The organism is Bacillus cereus group sp. RP37 (genome assembly GCF_040459695.1).
Taxonomy (GTDB): domain Bacteria; phylum Bacillota; class Bacilli; order Bacillales; family Bacillaceae_G; genus Bacillus_A.
On sequence record NZ_JARVHP010000001.1, the window covers coordinates 1,097,489 to 1,120,398 of the forward strand.

Sequence of the window (22,910 nt, forward strand, 5' to 3'; positions counted from 1 at the left end):
ATATGTTAACAGGAAAACAAAAAAGATTTTTACGTGCAAAGGCACATCATTTAACACCGATTTTTCAAGTTGGAAAAGGTGGCGTAAATGAAAATATGGTGAAACAGATTGGAGAAGCATTAGAAGTTCGTGAACTCTTTAAAGTGAGCGTACTACAAAATTGTGAATTTGATCGTCGTGAAGTTGCAGAAGAGCTTGCAAAAGGCGCACGTGCTGAAATCGTTCAAGTAATTGGAAGTACAATCGTTTTATACAAAGAATCTAGAGAAAATAAGCAAATTAAGCTTCCTCGATAAAAAGGCTAGCATATGCTATTTTTATTGCTAGTTCGTAATGATGTAGAGAACGAAACCAATTGAACTTTTATTAACAGTGAACTCTCTTCGGATAGAAATGAAGAGAGTTGCTGTACGTAAAAGGAAGGGGCGTTTCTTTTGAGAAAAATTGGCATCATTGGCGGTACATTTGATCCGCCACATTATGGACATTTGCTAATTGCAAATGAAGTATATCACGCTTTGAATTTAGAAGAAGTATGGTTCTTGCCGAACCAAATTCCACCGCATAAACAAGGGCGGAATATTACAAGTGTAGAAAATCGCTTACAAATGTTAGAGCTTGCGACTGAGGCAGAGGAACATTTTTCTATTTGTTTAGAAGAGCTAAGCAGGAAGGGCCCATCTTATACGTATGACACTATGTTACAATTGACGAAGAAGTATCCGGATGTGCAGTTTCACTTTATTATTGGTGGAGATATGGTTGAGTATTTACCAAAGTGGTATAACATTGAAGCGTTACTTGATCTTGTAACGTTTGTTGGGGTTGCAAGACCTGGTTATACATTGCGTACACCTTATCCTATCACCACTGTGGAAATTCCGGAGTTTGCAGTTTCTTCATCTTTATTGCGTGAGAGATATAAAGAGAAGAAAACATGTAAATATTTACTTCCTGAAAAAGTACAGGTATATATCGAGAGGAATGGGTTGTATGGATCGTGAGAAAGCACTTCATATTGTCAAACAACAAATGCATGAAAAACGTTATATACACACAATTGGTGTAATGGAGACAGCAATTGAACTTGCTAAGTTATACGGTGTGGATGAAAAAAAGGCTGAAGTTGCAGCTGTATTCCATGATTATGCGAAGTGTAGAGCGATTTCTGAGATGGAAGAGATTATTAAAAGTGAAGATTTGCCGAAAGATTTACTTTGTTATAACAAAGAGTTATGGCATGCACCTGTTGGGGCATACTTAGTAGAAAAAGAAGTAGGCATTACGGATCCTGAAATCCTGCAAGCTATTACATATCATACAAGTGGTCATGAGAAAATGACGATGTTAGATAAAGTAATTTATGTAGCTGATTACATTGAGCCTGGGCGAAAGTTTCCAGGGGTGGAGGAAGCTCGCAAACTCGCATATACGGATATAAATCAAGCTTTATTATTTGCGTTAAAGCGAACAATTCAATTTTTAATGGAAAAAAATCAAACGATTTATCCATTAACATTCCAAACATACAACGCAGTTATCAAGGAGGAAATTAGTAGATGAAAGATAAAGATTTATTAGTATTAGCAGCAAAAGCGGCTGATGATAAGAGAGCAGAAGATATGGTTGTCCTAAATATGCAAGGTATTTCACCAATTGCAGATTATTTTATTATTTGTCACGGTAACTCAGATAAGCAAGTGCAAGCAATTGCGCGTGAAATTAAATCAAAAGCACATGAGTTCCAAATCGACGTACAACGTATGGAAGGTTTTGACGAAGCACGCTGGGTGTTAGTTGACCTTGGAGATGTAGTTGCCCATGTATTCCATAAAGATGAGCGTAATCACTATAATTTAGAGCGTCTTTGGGGCGATGTGCCGCGTGAAGATATTACAGACGAGCTAGACCAATGAAATACGAACAATTTGCATTGTTGTACGACGAACTAATGAATGATGTTCCTTATGATAAATGGGTGGAATTCACAGAGGAAAGTTTACAGCAAGCGGATATGAAAGAGGCGAAGATTCTTGATGTAGCATGCGGTACTGGTAATGTAACACTTCCGCTTGTACAAAAGGGTTACGATTTAATCGGTGTCGATCTTTCAGAAGAAATGTTAACGGTCGCTCAGCAAAAACTAGGCGGAGAAGGATATTTTATTCCTTTTTACCAACAAGACATGCGAGAGCTTGATGTTCCGGGTGAGTTTGACTGTGTAACTATTTTTTGTGATTCATTAAATTATGTATTGCAAGAAGATGGAGTGCAAGAAACATTTCGAAGAGTGTTTCACCATTTACGTCAAGATGGTTTGTTTTTATTTGATGTACATTCTTTATATAAAATACATCATGTATTTCAAAATGAAACATACACAGTGAATGGAGAAGAAATATCTCTTATTTGGAATTGCTTCCCTGGTGAAGAGTCAAATAGTGTAGAACATGACTTAACATTCTTTGTTCAAGACCCAGAAGAAGATGTGTACCATCGTTTTGACGAATGTCACGTGCAACGTGCATATCAGGTTGAAGAGTTAACGAAATGGCTTGAAGAAGCTGGTTTTACAGTGCTTCGCGTGACTGGTGACTTTGAACGACTTGAAGTTACAGAACAAACAGAGCGTATTTTCTTCATGGCGAAGAAAAATGGATAGAGTGAAACTTTAATCAGCGGGGGGCGAAGCCCCTCGCTGATTATTAGTTGAACCAATCGGGCTTTTACGGGCAGTTGATCCCTCACCTAACTGCTTTGCTTTCGCTGAGTTTTGAGGTGGGGTCTTACTGTCCAGCAAATAGCGGGATAAAACAAAAGCAACCGAGAAGGTTGCTTTTGTTTTGTAAAGAAGCTGTAATTTTAGTTCTAGAATAATAAGAAGATGATATACGTGAAGTGTGAAAATGCTAGTTTAAGTGAAAATGCAATGAAAAAAAGTAAGTATTTATAAAAAGGATTTGGAATGACGATGACGTATTTATTATGTGTGTTTATTGAATTGCTGATCAACGCATTTTAAATCTTCATCAAATTTCTCGTGTGTCCGCTCAATTAATTTATGAAACATATCCCCAACATGTTCTTCTAAAACAAGAATGCCTTCTCCTGTAACGCCGCCCTTAACACATACTTTTTCTTGTAAAGTAGGCAATGTGAAAATCCCTTTTTCAAGTAGTTTCCCCATTCCAACGACCATTTCACTTACTAAAGTAGTGGCTTCTTCATGTGTAATATTTGTTTTATCTACAGCAGCGTTAATGAAACATTGTAATAAATAACTAAAGAATGCAGGGCCACAGCTTGCTATATCAGATGAAACGCGCGTTATATCTTCTTCTATTACAAGGGGAGTGGAAATGTTTTTGAATAGGCGAAATAGTTTTTGTTGCCACTCTTCGGAGCATTTACTTCCAAATGTAAATAGTGATGCGCCAGACAGGGCGCGGTTTGTAATGCTCGGAATGATACGTGCGACGTGGCAAGGTACAAGTGTCTCTAATTGTGATGGAGATATTGGACTTGTGATAGAAACTAAGCACTTTTCATCAGAAAAATGTTCAGCGTATTTTTGTAGGATCGGGTATATATCTATTGGCTTTACGCAAATAAAAATAAGATGTGATCGTTCGATTACCTCATCGATAGTTTTGGCTATATGAACAGAAGGGTATTTTTCCTTTATATGATATGCTTTGGCGGGCGTTCGATTAATGATTGTAAGGCACGAAGGTTTGACAGCACGGGTTTCTAAAAATGCGTCGATTAGTATATTCCCCATGTTCCCTGTCCCTATAATTCCTATGTTCAATGTTTCATCCCTCCTTCGTAACAGCTTTCTCCTAAACAATATGAATGATGTTATAAATTTATGATTAGAGGTGAAAAATGATGTGGGATTTTCCAAAGAAATGGTTAGGGTTAGTAGCTATTATTGGAACTGTACTTTTTCTTCTTTTCTGGAAAACGAACCAGCATACAGAGCAGTCCTTCATTGCAACGGATGTTCAAGCGAAAGAGATAGAGAAAAAAAGTAAACCGAAAATATCGGATACAAAGCAGCAGAAAAAAATAATTGTAATTGATATGAAAGGGGCTGTTGTTAAAGAGGGGGTGTATGAAATGAAAGAAGGGGACCGGGTCAAGGATGCCATTGAAAAGGCAGGTGGATTTTTGCCCGAGGCAGATAGGAAGAAGGTAAATTTAGCGCAAATAGTACAAGACCAAATGATCCTTTATGTACCGAATAAAAACGAACAAGTGCAAGAAGTAGCTGCTATTTCAAAGGGGGAGGGGAAAGTTCAAATAAATGCAGCTTCTAAAGAACAACTTGAAAAAATTACAGGCATTGGTTCTCGGAAAGCAGAAAGTATTTTGAAATATCGAGAGGAACATGGACCGTTTCAGAAAATAGAAGATTTGTTAGAGATTGATGGGATTGGTGTGAAGTCTCTGGAAAAAATAAAAGATCAAATTATTATTCCATAAAAGATTGACGAAGTTTTTCTTCATTCGCTACACTACAAGTAGACAAAAAAGTAGGTGAAAAATATGGAACGAATTTCATGGGATCAATATTTTATGACGCAAAGCCATTTGCTATCTTTACGTAGTACATGTACAAGGCTTGCAGTAGGAGCGACGATCGTTCGTGATAAACGAATTATTGCTGGTGGATATAATGGTTCAATTAAAGGTGGCGTACATTGTATAGATGACGGATGCTACGTCATTGATAATCATTGTGTTCGTACAATTCACGCTGAAATGAATGCTTTATTACAATGTGCAAAGTTTGGTGTGAAAACGGAGGAAGCAGAAATTTATGTTACGCATTTCCCTTGTTTACAATGTTGTAAGGCAATTATTCAAAGTGGCATTACAGCGGTTTATTATGCGCAGGATTATAAAAATCATCCATATGCCGTAGAGTTATTTGAAAAAGCGAATGTAACAGTGAAACACGTTCCGCTAGAATATAATATTGCAGCATTAGAGGATCAAAAGCGTCATATGGAGTTAAAAGAACTATTTGCATCTTTAGAAAAAGAGAACTTATCAATGGAAGAATTACAGCACTTATTCACGAAAGCAAAAATGATGCTATAAGGAGTGGGTATGAGTTGCAAGGACAATGGGGCTATGTTGCAATCTCATTTATAGTAGGGATTGCAATCGCCTTCTCCTCTTCGGTTTTATTGCTGGCTTGTGGTCTCGTTCTATATGTTTTCTTTTGTTTGTATCGTACTTCGCGTAAAACCTTCTTTTTTTGTATGATAGCGTGTTTTAGCGGCGTTATGTACACTACGTATGTTCAAGGGCAAAATAATCCTCTAGGAGACTTCTATGAAGTTACAAGAGGATTGATACGAAATACCCCTCTTATTAACGGCGATCGCCTATCATTTCAAGTTGAAGATCAGAATAAAAATATAGTGCAGTTAAGTTACAAAATTAAATCAGCCGTGGAAAAGAAACAACTGCGACAATTACATGCAGGAGTATCATGTATATTCGAAGGTGAGAGAAAAGAACCGCAAATAGCCCGTAATTTTCATGGTTTTAATTACCGGGATTATTTGTATAGGCAAAATATTCATTTCACATTTGATACTACATATATTTCTGAATGCCAGAAAACATCATTGTCACTCGTGCAATGGATTCTTCTTTTGAGACAGCAAGCAATCTCGGGAGTTACAGAAATGTTTCCAGAGCAATCAGGTGCTTTTATGAATGCATTAGTATTTGGTGATAGACAGCAAATGATATTTGAAGTTGAAGAGCAATATCAACAATTTGGTCTTGTGCATTTGTTGGCGATTTCAGGATCGCATATCGTATTGTTAATGGTGATCGTGTATTTTATTTTGCTAAGAAGTGGTGTGACGAGGGAGGTAGCAACAGTATGTCTTATCTTCTGTATTCCTCTATATATGATTTTAGCAGGAGCATCACCGTCTGTTATAAGAGCTTCTATAACAGGAGTTTTGATGTTAGTTGCTTTCATGTGTTCTATTCGTTTATCTAGCTTAGACGCTTTAAGTGTAACAGCTATATGTATGCTTATATTTGATCCATATCTTATTTTTAATATCGGCTTTCAGTTTTCTTTCGTTGGTAGTTTTGCTTTACTCTTATCTGCCCCACTTTTACTAGAGAGTAGTAATGGAGTAATCAGAAATTCTATTTATATTTCTCTTATTTCGCAGCTCGTTAGTACTCCAATTTTGTTATATCACTTCGGTTACTTTTCTCCATATAGTATTTTTCTGAATTTCCTATACGTTCCGTTTTTATCTCTCATTGTATTGCCGTGTAGTATTATTATTTTGGTATGTATACCGATTGTTCCGTTTCTTGCAAAAGGACTTGCGAATGTACTATCAGTAGGTTTGAATCTTTCTAATGCTTTTCTAAATTATTGTGAAAGTTTACCATTTACCCGCCTTATTTTCGGGCAAACGTCTATACTTCTGGTAGCTCTATATTGCGTGAGTATTGTTAGTATAGTAATGGTTTGGGAAAGGCGGATGTCGAAGGGGATTATGTTCATAGCTTCGGGTATATTTCTTTTTGTTTGTACATGTCATTATGTATATCCGTATTTTCGGGAAAGCGGTAGTGTTACATTTCTTGATGTTGGACAGGGAGACGCAATTTTAATTCGCCTCCCGTACGATAAAGAAATTTACCTCATTGATACTGGTGGAACAATTCGTGTAAATAAGGAAGAATGGCAACGGAAAAAGCATGAATTTTCTGTTGGACAGGATGTTTTAATCCCTTATTTACAAAAGGAAGGAATTAAAACAATAGATAAATTAATCGTAACGCATGGAGATGCGGATCATATAGGTGCTGCGCAAGAGTTATTATCAAATATGACCGTGAAAGAAGTTGTATTTGGCCGAAAGGAACAAGATGCGGTATTAGAAAAATTGGTAAAGAAACAGGCGTTAGAAAAGGGAGTGAAAATAAGAGAAGTGGGAGAAGGAGAGAGTTGGAGCGTAAATGAAGCGGAATTTTTCGTACTAGCTCCAACAGGAAAGGAAAGAAGTGAAAATAATGCTTCAATTGTACTATGGGCAAAATTAGGAGGGTTAACGTGGCTGTTTACAGGTGATTTAGAAGAAGAAGGAGAGAAATTTTTAGTAGCTACGTATCCAGAGTTGCGGGCGGATGTTTTAAAGGTTGCTCATCATGGGAGTAACACGTCATCTATAGTGCCTTTTTTGAGCGCTGTACAGCCTAATGTAGCGATTATTTCTGCTGGTGAGCGTAATAGGTATGGGCACCCTCATAAGGAAGTTATAGAGCGTTTTGAGAGGATGGGGATTGAAATATGGCGTACGGATAAGCAAGGTGCTATTTCCTATGTTTTTAAAGGGGAACACGGAACCTTTCGTAGCAAAATCACATATGATGAAACACATAATAGATAAAAAAGAAGACTGCCAGTAAGCAGCAGTCTTTAAGAACCAATAAATTTAATAACAGTTGCAATGATGAAAAGTGTTGCGAAAAAACCAAATGAGACGATAAATCCTACCCCTGAATCAATAGCGTCATTGCGTTTACTTTGAACGTTTTGTTCAAAATCATTCATTTAGAATCCCTCCCCAACATTCCACTTTAGTATAAAATATTGTCAGAAAAAAATCTACAATTTCCATATGAAGAGAAATCGAGTGTTTTTACTACTTTTAGATCAGGAAGTAACGTGAGTTTTTTGTTTCCAAGCATGTTAACAGTTGGCACTTATACTCGAATTTTTATTGTGAATAATAAAGGGAAGGTGATTACCGCACACCAATAAGAAACCCGGGGCTTATTGCGTGGCGTTTAATATAAATAAAGGGACGGGTTATACAGCCTGTTCCTTTGTACTTGTAAAACAAAAGCTAGGGCATTAGTATAAATATATATTGCCAAGTTAGGGAGTAGGAAAAAGTATGAGTGATATACATAAAAAGATTAAAAAGAAGCAGTTTGCTCCGTTATATTTACTGTATGGAACGGAAGAGTTTTTTATAAATGAAACGATAAAGCTTATTACAACAGAAGCGCTTGAAGAGGAAGATCGCGAGTTTAATGTTGTGACATATGATTTAGAAGAAGCGTATTTAGAAGATGTGGTTGAGGACGCACGTACACTTCCTTTTTTCGGAGAACGTAAAGTGCTATTAATAAAATCACCACTATTTTTAACTTCACAAAAAGAAAAATTAGAGCAAAATATGAAAATTTTAGAAGAATATATTGGGGAGCCTTCTCCATTTTCTATTCTTGTTTTTGTTGCGCCTTACGAAAAACTTGATGAACGAAAAAAAATTACAAAACTATTAAAGAAAACAGCGGACGTAGTAGAAGCGAATGCGATGCAAGTGCAGGATGTTCAGAAGTGGATTGTTGCTCGTGCAGATGAAGTGCATGTACATATTGATAATGCGGCTGTTAGTTTGTTGTTAGAACTTGTGGGAAGTAATGTAACGATGTTGGCGAAGGAAATGGACAAGTTAACGTTATACGTCGGTATGGGCGGAGAGATTACCCCGAAACTTGTTGCAGAGCTTGTGCCAAAATCGGTTGAACAAAATGTGTTTGCTTTAACAGAAAAAGTGGTAAAAAAAGATATTGCGGGTGCGATGCAAATTTTGGATGGATTATTTACGCAGCAGGAAGAACCAATTAAACTGCTTGCGTTATTAGTGAGTCAATTCCGCTTGCTGCATCAAGTGAAAGAGTTACAACAACGTGGTTATGGGCAAAATCAAATAGCGTCTCATATTGGTGTGCATCCGTATCGTGTAAAGCTGGCGATGAATCAAACAAAGTTTTTCTCTTTTGAAGAATTAAAAAAAGTGATTATAGAATTAGCAGAAGCTGATTATAGTATGAAAACGGGAAAGATGGATAAGAAGCTTGTACTCGAGTTTTTCTTAATGCGATTAAATCATATGTAGTGATACAAAAAAGTTCACGTACTAAGTACGTGAACTTTTTTGTATATAAAAAAACGACCCAAATGGATCGTTTTTTAAACGCCTTACGCGTTTACTTGTTTCGCTAAGCGAGATTTTTGACGAGCTGCAGCGTTTTGGTGGATAAGACCTTTACGAGCTGCTTTGTCAAGTTTTTTAGAAGCAGTTTTGAAAGCTTCTTTAGCATTTTCAAGATCGTTATTAGTAACTAAAGCTTCTACAGTTTTAACAGCAGAACGCATGTCAGACTTGATAGAAGCGTTATGTGAACGACGCTCTTCGCTAAGTTTAGCGCGTTTGATAGCAGATTTGATGTTTGCCATACTTTTCACCTCCCTGGTGCAATCGAATGACTCGATTCTTACATAGAACAAGTGATATTTTATCAAACGGTGAAGAGAATTGCAATAGTATATCAATGAAATTTCACGTAAAGGAAAGAATGACCTAATATAACTTTGGGAAATCTAACGATATTTACTATGAATTACGGAGGAGATACGATGAAAGAACCATTAGATTTAAGTAAATATAGTGTTAGAACTGACCTTGCTGTAGAGGCACATCAAATGCTGCAAGAGCGCCAGGAAGAGCAAAAAGGGATACAAGGAGTTATTGTAAAAGAGAGGGAAGAAGAAGGTATTACTATTACGAAAGTAACGATTGATGAAGTTGCCTCTGAATCGATGGGTAAAAAACCTGGAAATTATTTAACACTTGAAGTACAAGGTATACGTCAACAAGATACGGAACTGCAACAAAAAGTAGAGCGTGTTTTTGCAAAAGAATTTTCTTATTTCTTAGAAGAGGTTGGCGTTACGAAAGAAGCGAGTTGTTTAATTGTTGGTCTTGGGAATTGGAATGTAACGCCAGATGCGCTTGGACCAATCGTTGTAGAAAATGTATTGGTAACGAGACATTTGTTTCAATTGCAGCCTGAAAGTGTAGAAGAAGGGTTTAGGCCTGTTAGTGCAATTCGACCGGGGGTAATGGGAATTACAGGAATTGAAACGAGTGATGTCATTTATGGAATCATTGAGAAGACAAAGCCAGACTTTGTCATTGCAATTGATGCATTAGCTGCCCGTTCTATTGAACGAGTAAATAGTACGATACAAATTTCTGATACGGGAATTCATCCTGGATCGGGTGTTGGGAATAAACGTAAGGAACTCAGTAAAGAGACATTGAGTATTCCTGTTATCGCGATTGGTGTTCCGACTGTGGTTGATGCCGTTTCGATTACAAGTGATACAATTGATTTTATTTTGAAACATTTTGGACGGGAGATGAAAGAAGGAAACAAACCTTCACGTTCTTTGTTGCCAGCTGGTTTTACATTTGGAGAAAAGAAAAAATTAACAGAAGAAGATATGCCGGATGAAAAGAGCCGGAATATGTTTTTAGGTGCTGTAGGTACACTGGAAGATGAAGAAAAGAGAAAATTAATTTATGAAGTGTTATCTCCTCTTGGCCATAATTTAATGGTGACTCCGAAAGAAGTGGATGCTTTCATAGAGGATATGGCAAATGTAATAGCGAGTGGTTTAAATGCAGCCTTACATCATCAAATTGACCAAGATAATACAGGAGCATATACACATTGATGGGAAGAGACGATAATCATTTAAGCCGCTTTTCGCTTTTATGTATATGTAGTGCGGCCTTATGTTTACTTATGATCATAGCAGGGGTGGCACTTGCTAATCATGGTTTGAAAAGTATGAAAGGTTATCAGCAAATGTCGTATGAACAAATAGCTCATATGACAGGAACAGAGGGTGCGGGTGCTGAATCAGAAATTTTGGGAAGTTCGTTTTCCGTTACTGAAAAACAAAAACAATTAGAACGCTTAAAAAGTTTTAATGTTGTAGAAGGAATTGGTATGGCAATAGCAAGTGCTACTTACGAAGTAACAAAGTTTGGAACGGATATAGTTGTTGGGAAAGTGAAAGAGATTTTTAGTTAAGGGTAGCAGGAAGAACGGTTGTCTTACCATTTTGTACGACAGCCGTTTTTAAATTTGAAAAAGGTTTGTCTCTTATGGTTTGTTCGCATAAGATATAGATAGAATGATTTGTATTGTAAGCGGCACGAGTTTTCATTGAATCTTTGCTGCTCTATTGATATAATCAGTGCTAGTGTATATTGGCGAGACTATTAGGAGTTGAGAACATAGATGAACAAAGAAGAAAGAGCAAAAAGACAGTCCAAAATCCGTAATTTCTCTATCATTGCTCATATTGACCACGGAAAATCAACGTTAGCAGACCGTATTTTAGAGAAAACAAACGCGTTAACACAACGTGAAATGAAAGCTCAATTGCTTGACTCTATGGATTTAGAGCGTGAGCGCGGTATTACAATTAAATTAAATGCAGTACAACTAATGTATAAAGCGAAAGACGGTGAAGAGTATATTCTTCACTTAATCGATACTCCAGGACATGTCGACTTTACGTACGAAGTATCTCGTAGTTTAGCGGCTTGTGAAGGTGCAATTCTTGTTGTGGATGCAGCGCAAGGGATTGAGGCGCAAACATTAGCGAACGTATATTTAGCGCTTGATAATAATTTAGAAATATTACCAGTTATTAATAAGATCGACTTACCAAGTGCGGACCCAGAACGTGTACGTCAAGAGGTAGAAGATGTAATTGGTTTAGATGCATCGGAAGCTGTACTTGCTTCAGCGAAAGCTGGTATTGGTATTGAAGATATTTTAGAACAAATCGTTGAAAAGGTACCGGCTCCAACAGGTGATTCAGAAGAGCCTTTACAATGTATGATTTTCGATTCTTTATATGATCCGTACCGCGGTGTAATTGCATATATCCGTGTTGTAAATGGAACGGTAAAAGTTGGCGATAAAGTACGTATGATGGCAACTGGAAAAGAATTTGAAGTAACAGAAGTAGGTGTGTTTACACCGAAAACAACGCAACGTGACGAGTTAACAGTAGGTGATGTAGGTTTCTTAGCGGCATCTATTAAAAACGTAGGTGATACACGTGTAGGTGATACGATTACACATGCAAAACGTCCGGCTGCAGAGGCGTTAGCAGGGTATCGTAAGTTAAACCCAATGGTATTCTGTGGTTTATATCCAATCGATTCTGCCCGTTATAACGACTTGCGTGATGCGTTAGAAAAATTAGAATTGAATGATTCTGCTCTTGAATTTGAGCCTGAAACATCTCAAGCTTTAGGTTTTGGTTTCCGTTGTGGTTTCTTAGGACTACTTCACATGGAAATTATTCAAGAACGTATTGAACGTGAATTCAAGATTGACTTAATTACAACAGCGCCAAGCGTTATTTATAAAGTTTATTTAACAAACGGTGAAGATGTTATTGTTGATAATCCATCTAATATGCCAGATCCACAGTCTATCGACCGTGTAGAAGAGCCTTTTGTGAAGGCGTCAATTATGGTTCCGAATGACTATGTTGGAGCAGTAATGGAAATTTGCCAAGGTAAACGTGGAACGTTTATTGATATGCAATATTTAGATGAAACACGTGTTACACTAACATACGAAATTCCGTTATCAGAAATCGTATATGATTTCTTTGATCAATTGAAATCAAATACGAAAGGATATGCATCATTTGACTACGAGTTAATTGGTTATAAACCGTCTAAACTTGTGAAAATGGATATTCTTTTAAATAATGAACAAGTAGATGCTTTATCATTTATCGTGCATCGTGATTCAGCGTATGACCGTGGTAAAGTAATCGTAGAGAAATTAAAAGAATTAATTCCAAGGCAACAGTTCGAAGTACCAATTCAGGCGACTATCGGAAACAAGGTTGTAGCACGTTCTACAATTAAGGCGATGCGTAAAAACGTACTTGCTAAATGTTACGGTGGTGACATTTCTCGTAAGCGTAAACTTCTTGATAAGCAAAAAGAAGGTAAAAAACGTATGAAGTCTGTTGGTTCTGTAGAAGTACCGCAAGAAGCATTCATGGCTGTACTGAAAATGGATGACAACTAATAATTGGAATAAAAAGAAGTCGTTTATGCGGCTTCTTTTTTCTATATCATTACTTTTTAGACATCTTAGCATCTCTCATTTACAATAGTGAGAGAGCTTTTTAGTTCATATAGAGTTAGGAGTCTGTTAATGTCCGAAAATATTCGAAAAGATATTCAAGAGAAAATACAAAATGGCAATTTTAATTGTGAAAAGGAATTGACGCTTTCTATTATTAGTGGGAAGTGGAAAGTTGTAATATTGTGGCATCTTGGTGTGGAAGGGCCTCATCGTTTTAGTGAATTACAGCGACTATTCCCAAGCATTTCTCATAAAGTTTTGTCGAACCAATTAAAAGAGTTAATGGAAGATGGGATTGTGGAACGAACAGTATACCCAGAAATTCCTCCGCGAGTGGAGTATTATATGACGGAATTAGGCATGTCGCTTTTACCAATCGTTGAAATGATGTATGATTGGGGAAAAATGCGAATGGAACAAATTCGTAATACGTTAGAGAAGTAAAGAAGCCTCCCGAGCGCGGAGGTTTTCTTTTTAGAAAGGTAGGAGTTATATTTGGTGCAAGCTGCATATATTCATATTCCGTTTTGTCAGCATATTTGTCACTATTGTGATTTTAATAAAGTGTTTATTGAACGCCAGCCGGTCGATCAATATTTAGATTATTTAGAGAAAGAAATAATAAATACAGTCCAAAAGGTACCGTTTGATAGTATGAAAACGATTTTTGTTGGCGGGGGAACTCCGACAGCGTTAAATATGGAGCAGACAAAGAAATTATTAGATATTATAAACCGTCGTTTACGTCCGTTTGCCCCGAAGTGTGAATTAACATTTGAAGCGAATCCGGGTGATTTACCGAAAGAGAAGTTAAATGTATTGCTAGAAGGTGGAGTGAACCGAATTAGTTTTGGTGTGCAAACATTTCGAGATGAGTTGCTTGAGAAAATTGGACGTAAGCATACGAGGGAAGATGCATTTGTAGCAATTAGAGAAGCGCAGGAAGTGGGCTTTAAAAATATAAATGTAGATATTATTTATGCTCTGCCAGGGCAGACGATAGAAGATGTAAAAGAAACATTAGATATTGCCTTTACGCTTGGTGTGCAACATTTCTCGGCATATTCATTAATTGTGGAACCGAAAACTGTGTTTTATAACTTAATGAATAAAGGGAAATTAAGACTTCCAGGTGAAGATCATGAAGCGAAAATGTATGAAATGGTAATGGATGAAATGGAGAAACATGGCTATACCCAGTATGAAATTAGCAATTTCTCAAAAGGTGATAATGAAAGTAGACATAATCTCACATACTGGAATAATGAAGAGTATTATGGATTTGGAGCTGGAGCGCATAGTTATGTAAATGGAGAACGTATCCAAAATGTAGGACCGCTCAAGCAATATTTCAATAAAATCGATGAAACTGGATTTCCGTATTTAGATGTTCACGCGGTGACGGAGAAAGAAAAAATGGAAGAAGAGTTGTTCTTAGGGCTTCGAAAAACAAAAGGTGTGTCAAAAATGGCGTTTCGCAATAAATTTAATGTGGAAATGGATCAAGTTTTCGCGAAGCAGTTACAAAGCAACCAAGAACAAGGATTGCTTGAAGAGAGCGACGGATATGTTCGTTTAACGCGAAAAGGAAAATTATTAGGGAATGAAGTATTCCAATCATTTTTGATTGACTAATTAAATGTTCCATAAACGTGAAAAAGTTTCATTATTTCGTGACGTTTCCGTTGACAATTGAATGTCAATTTTGGTAAGTTATTAATAGATTTAGCACTCAAAGACAAAGAGTGCTAACAGAGGTGATGATGAGATGCTTACGGAACGTCAGCTCTTAATTTTACAAACAATTATTGATGACTTTATTGGATCAGCGCAACCTGTTGGGTCGAGGACGTTGGCTAAGAAAGATGAAATTACATTTAGTTCAGCTACTATTCGAAATGAAATGGCTGATTTAGAAGAACTAGGATTTATTGAAAAAACGCATAGTTCTTCTGGACGTGTTCCTTCTGAGAAAGGATACCGATTTTATGTAGACCATCTTTTAGCGCCGCAAAACTTACCGACCGATGAAATTGTACAAATTAAAGATTTATTTGCTGAAAGAATTTTTGAAGCGGAAAAGATTGCACAGCAATCGGCTCAAATTTTATCAGAGCTTACGAATTATACAGCCATTGTTCTTGGACCGAAGTTAAGCACAAATAAACTTAAAAACGTACAAATTGTACCGCTTGATCGTCAAACTGCAGTCGCTATTATTGTAACGGATACAGGGCATGTACAAAGCAAAACGATTACCGTTCCGGAATCTGTTGATTTATCAGATTTAGAAAAAATGGTTAATATTTTAAATGAAAAACTATCGGGTGTACCAATGGCAGAATTGCATAACAAAATCTTTAAAGAGATTGTTACAGTTTTACGTGGGTATGTTCATAATTACGATAGTGCAATAAAAATGTTAGATGGTACATTTCAAGTTCCTTTATCGGAAAAGATATACTTTGGAGGAAAAGCAAATATGCTTTCGCAGCCAGAGTTCCATGACATTCACAAAGTAAGATCTTTACTTACCATGATTGATAATGAAGCCGAGTTTTATGACATTTTGCGTCATAAACAAGTAGGTATTCAAGTGAAAATTGGTAGGGAAAACTCTGCGACGGCCATGGAAGATTGTAGTTTAATTTCTGCAACATATTCGATTGGAGAAGAACAGCTTGGAACAATTGCTATTTTAGGTCCGACAAGAATGCAATACTCTCGTGTAATTAGTTTGTTACAGTTATTTACGAGACAATTTACTCATGGACTTAAAAAGTAAATGAGAGTAATACATTCGCTCAAGTAATGAAATTTTCATTGCTGTGTGTAATATATAATGCTTAGGTAATTGTGTTCAGCATGATACCTAATACCTTTTAAGGAGGTGAATATTGTGGAAGAGCGTAACGAACAAGTGGTAGAAGAAGTAAAAGAAGCGCAAGCTGAAGAAGCTGTCACGACAGAAAACAGTGAAGAAACTGTAGAAGAAAAAAGTGAGGCTGCTCTTTTACAAAAAAAAGTAGATGAGTTACAAGCGAAACTAACGGAAACGGAAGGTCGCACATTACGTCTACAAGCTGATTTTGAAAATTATAAGCGCCGTGTCCAAATGGATAAACAGGCTGCTGAAAAATATAGAGCACAAAGTCTAGTTTCAGATATTTTGCCAGCTCTTGATAATTTTGAAAGAGCGATGCAAGTGGAAGCAACTGATGAGCAAACGAAATCCTTGTTACAAGGTATGGAAATGGTGCATCGTCAATTGCTAGAAGCGTTGAATAAAGAAGGTGTTGAAGTGATTGAAGCTGTTGGTAAACAGTTTGATCCTAATGAACACCAAGCTATTATGCAAGTGGAAGATAGTGAATTTGAATCAAACGCGGTAGTTGAAGAATTCCAAAAAGGTTATAAACTAAAAGACCGTGTGATTCGCCCATCAATGGTAAAAGTAAATCAATAATTTACATAAAAGTAGGAGGATTCGCCATGAGTAAAATTATCGGTATTGACTTAGGTACAACAAACTCTTGTGTAGCTGTTATGGAAGGTGGAGAACCAAAGGTTATCCCAAATCCAGAAGGAAACCGTACAACACCTTCTGTTGTAGCTTTCAAAAATGAAGAGCGTCAAGTTGGGGAAGTTGCAAAGCGTCAAGCAATTACAAACCCAAATACAATCATGTCTGTTAAACGTCATATGGGTACAGACTACAAAGTAGAAGTTGAAGGTAAAGATTATACACCTCAAGAAATTTCTGCAATCATTTTACAAAACTTAAAAGCTTCTGCAGAAGCATACTTAGGTGAAACAGTAACGAAAGCTGTTATTACAGTACCTGCATACTTCAACGATGCAGAACGTCAAGCGACAAAAGATGCTGGTCGTATCGCTGGTTTAGAAGTTGAGCGTATCATTAACGAGCCAACAGCAGCGGCGCTTGCTTATGGTTTAGAAAAACAAGATGAAGAGCAAAAAATCTTAGTATATGACTTAGGTGGCGGTACATTTGACGTATCTATCCTTGAGTTAGCAGACGGCACATTCGAAGTTATTTCAACTGCTGGTGACAACCGTCTTGGTGGAGATGACTTTGACCAAGTTATTATTGACCACTTAGTAGCTGAGTTCAAAAAAGAAAATAACATTGATTTAAGCCAAGATAAAATGGCACTTCAACGTTTGAAAGATGCAGCTGAAAAAGCGAAAAAAGATCTTTCTGGCGTAACACAAACACAAATTTCATTACCATTCATTAGTGCTGGAGCTGCTGGTCCATTACACTTAGAATTAACGTTAACAAGAGCGAAATTCGAAGAACTTTCAGCAGGTCTTGTTGAAAGAACGTTAGAGCCAACTCGTCGTGCATTAAAAGACGCTGGTTTTGCTCCAAGCGAATTAGATAAAGTTATCCTTGTTGGTGGATCTACTCGTATCCCAGCTGTACAAGAAGCTATTAAACGTGAAACTGGTAAAGAACCATATAAAGGTGTAAACCCTGATGAAGTTGTAGCATTAGGTGCTGCAGTTCAAGGTGGCGTACTTACTGGTGATGTAGAAGGCGTACTATTATTAGACGTAACTCCACTTTCTTTAGGTATTGAAACTATGGGTGGTGTGTTCACGAAATTAATCGAGCGTAACACTACAATTCCAACAAGTAAGTCACAAGTATTCTCAACAGCTGCTGATAACCAACCGGCAGTAGACATTCACGTATTACAAGGTGAGCGTCCAATGTCAGCTGACAACAAAACGTTAGGTCGTTTCCAATTAACAGACCTTCCACCAGCACCACGTGGTATTCCACAAATCGAAGTAACATTCGATATTGATGCGAACGGTATCGTTAACGTACGTGCAAAAGACTTAGGAACAAGCAAAGAGCAAGCTATTACAATCCAATCTTCTTCAGGTCTTTCTGATGAAGAAGTAGATCGTATGGTACAAGAAGCAGAAGCAAATGCTGACGCTGACCAAAAACGTAAGGAAGAAGTTGAACTTCGTAACGAAGCTGACCAACTTGTATTCCAAACGGATAAAGTTGTAAAAGATTTAGAAGGTAAAGTGGATGCGGCTGAAGTTGCAAAAGCAACAGAAGCGAAGGAAGCATTACAAGCTGCGATTGAGAAGAACGAGCTTGAGGAAATCCGTGCGAAAAAAGACGCTTTACAAGAAATCGTACAACAATTAACAGTTAAATTATACGAGCAAGCTCAAGCAGCTGCAGGGCAAGCAGAAGGTGCACAAGGCGCACAAGATGCTGGCGCGAAGAAAGACAATGTAGTAGACGCTGAGTTTGAAGAAGTAAAAGAAGATAAGTAATATAAATAAGTAAGATGACAAAAAGTCAAAGTCAAGCGTGCCTTGGCTTTGGCTTTTTTCATGAATGAGAAGAAATGTGTGAGGTTCTTAAGTTTTTTACTTTGCATACTGTAAGTGAGGAAACTTTGTTGCAAAGCACTTTCTTTCGGTGTTAAAATTACGTTTATGTGAAAGATTCGGGGGTTGTAAATTTATGAGTAAACGAGATTATTATGAGGTCCTTGGCCTTAGCAAAGGTGCTTCTAAAGATGAAATAAAAAAAGCGTATCGTCGTTTGGCTAAAAAATACCATCCAGACGTAAGTAAAGAAGAAAATGCAATTGAAAAGTTTAAAGAAGTACAAGAAGCATACGAAGTATTAAGTGATGATCAAAAGCGCGCGCAATACGATCAATTTGGTCATGCTGGTGCAAATCAAGGTTTCGGTGGCTTTGGCGGCGGAGGAGACTTCGGCGGTGGCTTCGGTTTCGAAGATATCTTTAGTTCATTCTTTGGCGGTGGTGGCGGCAGACGTCGTGATCCAAATGCTCCGCGTCAAGGTGCTGACTTACAATACCAAGTTACTTTAGAGTTTGAAGAAGCTATTTTTGGTAAAGAGTTAAATGTTGAGATTCCAGTAGAAGATCCATGTGATACTTGTAAAGGTAGCGGAGCAAAACCAGGAACTTCAAAAGAAACATGTAAACATTGTTCAGGATCAGGTCAAGTAAGTGTAGAACAAAATACACCGTTTGGTCGTATTGTAAACCGTCAAGCTTGTGGTCATTGTTCAGGAACTGGTCAAATGATTAAAGAAAAATGTACGACATGTCACGGTTCTGGTAAAGTACGTAAACGTAAAAAAATCAATGTTAAAATTCCAGCAGGTATCGATAATGGTCAACAAATTCGTGTATCTGGAAAAGGTGAAGCGGGCGTAAATGGCGGACCGGCAGGAGATTTATATGTTGTTGTTCATGTAAGAAATCATGAATTCTTTGAGCGTGAAGGAGATCACATTATTTGCGAAATGCCATTAACATTTGCGCAAATGGCACTTGGTGCTGAAGTGGAAGTTCCTACTGTTCATGGGAAAGTGAAGCTGAAAATTCCAGCAGGAACACAAACAGGAACAGAATTCCGCTTAAAAGGAAAAGGTGCGCCGAACGTACGTGGATACGGTCAAGGAGATCAATATGTAGTTGTTCGTGTTGTTGTACCGACGAAATTAACTTCACATCAAAAAGATTTATTACGTGAATTTGCGGGACAAGAAGAGCAGGATGATAGTTTATTTGGAAAGCTTAAACGTGCTTTCAAAGGGGAATAATGGAAATAAAAAATGGAGTTGGTAAATTGTGAAATGGTCAGAAATTAGTATTCATACAACAGAAGAAGCAGTAGAAGCTGTCTCTCATATTTTACATGAAGCTGGTGCTAGTGGAGTTGCGATTGAGGATCCAGCAGAGTTGACGAAAGAGCGCGAGCAACAATACGGTGAAATTTATGCATTGAACCCAGATGAGTATCCGGCAGAAGGTGTATTAATAAAAGCATACTTCCCGCAAACGGATTCTTTACATGAAACGATTGCAGGTGTAAAATCATCTATTGATATGCTTCCATCTTACGACATTGAAATTGGTACTGGAAATATTACCGTTAACGAAGTCAATGAAGAAGATTGGGCTACTGCTTGGAAAAAATATTACCATCCAGTACAAATTTCTGATACATTCACAATTGTGCCGACGTGGGAAGAGTATACACCAGCTTCTCCGGAAGAAAAAATTATTGAATTAGATCCAGGTATGGCGTTTGGGACAGGAACTCATCCGACAACAACGATGTGTATTCGTGCTTTAGAAAAAACAGTTAAGCCAGGTGACACTATCATTGATGTAGGAACAGGTTCTGGTGTACTTAGTATTGCAGCGGCAAAATTAGGTGCGTCTTCTGTTCAGGCGTATGATTTAGATCCAGTTGCAGTTGAAAGTGCAGAAATGAACGTACGTTTAAATAAAACAGATGATATCGTGTCTGTTGGGCAAAATAGTCTTTTAGAAGGTATTGAAGGTCCTGTTGATTTAATCGTAGCTAACTTATTAGCAGAAATTATTCTTTTATTCCCTGAGGATGCAGCGAGAGTTGTGAAGTCAGGCGGATTATTTATTACATCGGGCATTATTGCTGCGAAGGAAAAGGTAATTTCGGAGGCGCTAGAAAAAGCTGGATTTACAATTGAAGAAGTGTTACGAATGGAAGATTGGGTAGCAATTATTGCACGAAATGCGTAATATAGATTTTAGTCTATAATGAAAAGGGGGAGTCTCTCACTATAAGGTGAGGGACTTGCCGTTTGTTATATGAAAAATGATAACGTTTCGTTCCTTTCGTAAGTATTGACTTACGAAAGGAACGAAACTCTACTAAGGTGATTATATGCAACGTTATTTTGTAGAAGAGAAATATGTAAATGAGACAAGTATTCGCATTGTAGGTGATGACGTACATCATATCGCAAGAGTGATGCGTATGTCAGCTGGAGATCACATTTATTGCTGTGTAAACGGAAAAACAGCAGTATGTTCAATTGATGAAATTACCAGTGAATTTATTAATACGGCTATTGTAGAATGGGTAGAGGCGTCAAGTGAACTTCCTGTTTTCGTGACGATTGCAAGTGGACTGCCAAAAGGAGACAAGCTAGAGTTAATTTTCCAAAAAGGAACAGAGCTTGGGGCAGCTGCATTTTTACCATTTCAAGCATCCCGCTCTATCGTAAAATGGGATGCGAAAAAAGCTGATAAAAAAGTTGAGCGTTTAAGAAAAATTGTGAAAGAAGCTGCGGAACAATCACATAGAAGTGAAGTTCCAGAAGTGCATGCTCCGGCATCGTTTAAACAATTGCTTTCAATGAGTGGTGAGTATGATGTTTGTCTTGTTGCTTACGAAGAGGAAGCGAAACAAGGCGAGAAATCTAATTTTGCGAAAGCTTTAACAACGATGAAACCAGGTCAAAAGCTATTGATTGTATTTGGCCCAGAAGGCGGTTTAGCTGAGGAAGAGATTACAGCGCTTCGTGAACATAAATTTGTACCATGTAGTTTAGGACCAAGAATTTTAAGAACAGAAACGGCGCCGTTATACGCGTTAAGTGCTGCTTCGTATCATTTTGAATTGATGGGGTGATGATCAATGTCAACTGTTGCGTTCCATACGTTAGGTTGTAAAGTAAACCACTATGAAACAGAAGCCATTTGGCAATTGTTTAAACAAGGTGGTTATGAAAGAACTGAATATGAAAAGAAATCTGATGTATATGTTATTAATACATGTACAGTAACGAATACGGGAGATAAGAAAAGTCGTCAAGTTATTAGACGTGCTGTTCGTCAAAATCCGGATGCGGTTATTTGTGTAACGGGATGTTATGCACAAACATCTCCAGCGGAAATTATGGCGATTCCAGGTGTAGATATTGTAGTTGGTACACAGGATCGTGAAAAGATGTTAGGATACATCGAAGAATTCCGCAAAGAGCGTCAACCAATTAATGCTGTCCGCAACATTATGAAAACACGTGTATATGAAGAACTTGATGTACCTTATTTCACGGATCGTACACGTGCATCTTTAAAAATACAAGAAGGCTGCAATAACTTCTGTACATTCTGTATTATTCCGTGGGCGCGTGGCCTAATGCGTTCTCGTGATGGAAAAGAAGTTATTAAACAAGCACAACAATTAGTAGATGCTGGCTATAAAGAAATCGTATTAACAGGTATTCATACAGGTGGGTACGGTGAAGATATTAAAGATTATAACTTAGCTGGATTACTTCGTGATATGGAAGCAGAAGTAGGTGGATTAAAACGTCTTCGTATTTCTTCTATTGAAGCGAGTCAAATTTCAGATGAAGTAATTGAAGTGTTAGATAAGTCTGAAGTAGTTGTCCGCCACTTGCACATTCCGTTGCAATCTGGATCTAATACTGTATTAAAACGTATGCGTCGTAAGTATACGATGGAATTTTTCCAAGAACGTTTAGATCGTTTGAAAGAAGCGTTACCAGGCCTTGCGATTACATCGGATGTAATTGTTGGTTTCCCAGGTGAAACGGAAGAAGAATTCATGGAAACATACAATTTCATTAAAGAGAATCGTTTCTCTGAGTTACACGTGTTCCCTTACTCCAAACGTACAGGAACACCTGCAGCGCGAATGGAAGATCAAGTTCCTGAAGATGTGAAGAACGACCGTGTTCATCGTTTAATTGAACTATCTAATCAATTAGCGAAAGAGTATGCGTCAGCGTTTGAAGGTGAAGTGCTTGAAATCATTCCGGAAGAACAATTTAAAGAGGGCGATCGTGAAGGGTTATATGTAGGTTATACAGATAACTACTTAAAAATTGTATTTGAAGGATCAGAAGAATTAATTGGTAAACTAGTGAAAGTGAAAATCACGAAAGCTGGTTATCCATATAACGAAGCGCAATTTGTTCGTGTTCTTGAAGATGATGTGAAAAAAGAATCGGCAAGCGCATAAAGTGA

24 protein-coding genes are annotated in these 22,910 nt (G+C 37.4%); 21 read left to right on the forward strand and 3 right to left on the reverse strand.

The window, feature by feature from the left end:
* Positions 1-2 precede the first annotated feature (2 nt).
* From yhbY to QCI44_RS05825, 5 genes are all read left to right on the forward strand, one after another.
* Positions 3-296: a ribosome assembly RNA-binding protein YhbY gene (yhbY, locus tag QCI44_RS05805; protein ID WP_016086221.1), complete on the forward strand. Its 294-nt coding sequence runs from the start codon at positions 3-5 to the stop codon at positions 294-296.
* A gap of 138 nt (positions 297-434) precedes the next feature.
* A complete protein-coding gene (nadD, locus tag QCI44_RS05810; protein WP_016086222.1) occupies positions 435-1,004 on the forward strand; it encodes a nicotinate-nucleotide adenylyltransferase in 570 nt (189 codons plus the stop codon).
* Positions 994-1,563, forward strand: coding sequence for a bis(5'-nucleosyl)-tetraphosphatase (symmetrical) YqeK (yqeK, locus tag QCI44_RS05815; RefSeq protein WP_016086223.1), 570 nt, complete (start codon positions 994-996; stop codon positions 1,561-1,563). Before nadD ends, yqeK begins: the two co-directional genes overlap by 11 nt.
* A complete protein-coding gene (gene rsfS / locus QCI44_RS05820) occupies positions 1,560-1,916 on the forward strand; it encodes a ribosome silencing factor (protein ID WP_000653203.1) in 357 nt (118 codons plus the stop codon). Before yqeK ends, rsfS begins: the two co-directional genes overlap by 4 nt.
* A complete protein-coding gene (locus QCI44_RS05825; protein WP_000873069.1) occupies positions 1,913-2,662 on the forward strand; it encodes a class I SAM-dependent methyltransferase in 750 nt (249 codons plus the stop codon). The genes rsfS and QCI44_RS05825 overlap by 4 nt, the downstream gene beginning before the upstream one ends.
* A 321-nt stretch (positions 2,663-2,983) precedes the next feature.
* Here QCI44_RS05825 and comER read toward each other — a convergent pair whose 3' ends face one another.
* Positions 2,984-3,811 (reverse strand): late competence protein ComER, encoded by an 828-nt coding sequence (comER, locus tag QCI44_RS05830; RefSeq protein WP_016086224.1) that lies wholly within the window; start codon positions 3,809-3,811, stop codon positions 2,984-2,986.
* 77 nt (positions 3,812-3,888) lie between these two features.
* Here comER and QCI44_RS05835 point away from each other — a divergent pair, with 77 nt between their 5' ends.
* From QCI44_RS05835 to QCI44_RS05845, 3 genes are all read left to right on the forward strand, one after another.
* Positions 3,889-4,488: a helix-hairpin-helix domain-containing protein gene (locus tag QCI44_RS05835; RefSeq protein WP_016086225.1), complete on the forward strand. Its 600-nt coding sequence runs from the start codon at positions 3,889-3,891 to the stop codon at positions 4,486-4,488.
* A gap of 63 nt (positions 4,489-4,551) precedes the next feature.
* Positions 4,552-5,109, forward strand: a complete 558-nt coding sequence (locus tag QCI44_RS05840) for a ComE operon protein 2 (protein WP_016086226.1) — start codon at positions 4,552-4,554, stop codon at positions 5,107-5,109.
* Positions 5,110-5,123: 14 nt separating this feature from the next.
* Positions 5,124-7,445 (forward strand): DNA internalization-related competence protein ComEC/Rec2, encoded by a 2,322-nt coding sequence (locus QCI44_RS05845; RefSeq protein WP_088084355.1) that lies wholly within the window; start codon positions 5,124-5,126, stop codon positions 7,443-7,445.
* A 29-nt stretch (positions 7,446-7,474) separates the two neighbouring features.
* On the opposite strand, the gene QCI44_RS05850 is transcribed toward QCI44_RS05845, so the two are convergent.
* On the reverse strand, positions 7,475-7,609 hold the full coding sequence (locus QCI44_RS05850; protein WP_000997609.1) for a YqzM family protein: 135 nt from the start codon (positions 7,607-7,609) through the stop codon (positions 7,475-7,477).
* A 346-nt stretch (positions 7,610-7,955) separates the two neighbouring features.
* Between QCI44_RS05850 and holA the strand changes: the two genes are divergently transcribed.
* Positions 7,956-8,966 carry a DNA polymerase III subunit delta gene (holA, locus tag QCI44_RS05855; RefSeq protein ID WP_016086228.1) on the forward strand — a complete coding sequence of 337 codons (1,011 nt, stop codon included), beginning with the start codon at positions 7,956-7,958 and terminating at the stop codon, positions 8,964-8,966.
* An 83-nt stretch (positions 8,967-9,049) separates the two neighbouring features.
* Here the strand turns inward: holA and rpsT are convergent, their stop codons facing one another.
* Entirely contained in the window at positions 9,050-9,307 is a 258-nt protein-coding gene (rpsT, locus tag QCI44_RS05860; RefSeq protein ID WP_001274014.1) for a 30S ribosomal protein S20, read from the reverse strand.
* 180 nt (positions 9,308-9,487) lie between these two features.
* On the opposite strand from rpsT, the gene gpr reads away from it, so the two are divergent.
* The 12 genes from gpr to mtaB all read left to right on the forward strand — a co-directional run bounded on the left by gpr (position 9,488) and on the right by mtaB (position 22,905).
* A complete protein-coding gene (gpr, locus tag QCI44_RS05865; protein WP_116363328.1) occupies positions 9,488-10,591 on the forward strand; it encodes a GPR endopeptidase in 1,104 nt (367 codons plus the stop codon).
* On the forward strand, positions 10,588-10,953 hold the full coding sequence (locus QCI44_RS05870) for a YqxA family protein (protein ID WP_353811032.1): 366 nt from the start codon (positions 10,588-10,590) through the stop codon (positions 10,951-10,953). Before gpr ends, QCI44_RS05870 begins: the two co-directional genes overlap by 4 nt.
* A gap of 210 nt (positions 10,954-11,163) precedes the next feature.
* Positions 11,164-12,987 carry an elongation factor 4 gene (gene lepA, locus QCI44_RS05875; protein ID WP_016086231.1) on the forward strand — a complete coding sequence of 608 codons (1,824 nt, stop codon included), beginning with the start codon at positions 11,164-11,166 and terminating at the stop codon, positions 12,985-12,987.
* A gap of 129 nt (positions 12,988-13,116) precedes the next feature.
* Positions 13,117-13,491 carry a winged helix-turn-helix transcriptional regulator gene (locus QCI44_RS05880; protein ID WP_016086232.1) on the forward strand — a complete coding sequence of 125 codons (375 nt, stop codon included), beginning with the start codon at positions 13,117-13,119 and terminating at the stop codon, positions 13,489-13,491.
* Positions 13,492-13,542: 51 nt separating this feature from the next.
* Entirely contained in the window at positions 13,543-14,682 is a 1,140-nt protein-coding gene (gene hemW, locus QCI44_RS05885; RefSeq protein ID WP_033659774.1) for a radical SAM family heme chaperone HemW, read from the forward strand.
* Between the two features lie 133 nt (positions 14,683-14,815).
* Complete coding sequence (gene hrcA, locus QCI44_RS05890; protein WP_116363327.1) at positions 14,816-15,832, forward strand: heat-inducible transcriptional repressor HrcA; 1,017 nt, start codon at positions 14,816-14,818, stop codon at positions 15,830-15,832.
* A 114-nt stretch (positions 15,833-15,946) separates the two neighbouring features.
* The gene (gene grpE / locus QCI44_RS05895) at positions 15,947-16,513 is read left to right on the forward strand and encodes a nucleotide exchange factor GrpE (protein WP_016086235.1); all 567 of its coding nucleotides are present in this window, start codon (positions 15,947-15,949) and stop codon (positions 16,511-16,513) included.
* A 26-nt stretch (positions 16,514-16,539) separates the two neighbouring features.
* Positions 16,540-18,375, forward strand: coding sequence for a chaperone protein DnaK (gene dnaK / locus QCI44_RS05900; protein WP_016086236.1), 1,836 nt, complete (start codon positions 16,540-16,542; stop codon positions 18,373-18,375).
* A 193-nt stretch (positions 18,376-18,568) separates the two neighbouring features.
* Positions 18,569-19,684, forward strand: a complete 1,116-nt coding sequence (gene dnaJ / locus QCI44_RS05905; RefSeq protein WP_016086237.1) for a chaperone protein DnaJ — start codon at positions 18,569-18,571, stop codon at positions 19,682-19,684.
* Positions 19,685-19,712: 28 nt separating this feature from the next.
* Positions 19,713-20,651: a 50S ribosomal protein L11 methyltransferase gene (prmA, locus tag QCI44_RS05910; RefSeq protein ID WP_016086238.1), complete on the forward strand. Its 939-nt coding sequence runs from the start codon at positions 19,713-19,715 to the stop codon at positions 20,649-20,651.
* A gap of 145 nt (positions 20,652-20,796) precedes the next feature.
* Positions 20,797-21,546, forward strand: coding sequence for a 16S rRNA (uracil(1498)-N(3))-methyltransferase (locus QCI44_RS05915; protein ID WP_016086239.1), 750 nt, complete (start codon positions 20,797-20,799; stop codon positions 21,544-21,546).
* A gap of 6 nt (positions 21,547-21,552) precedes the next feature.
* Entirely contained in the window at positions 21,553-22,905 is a 1,353-nt protein-coding gene (gene mtaB, locus QCI44_RS05920) for a tRNA (N(6)-L-threonylcarbamoyladenosine(37)-C(2))-methylthiotransferase MtaB (protein ID WP_016086240.1), read from the forward strand.
* Positions 22,906-22,910: the final 5 nt, after the last annotated feature.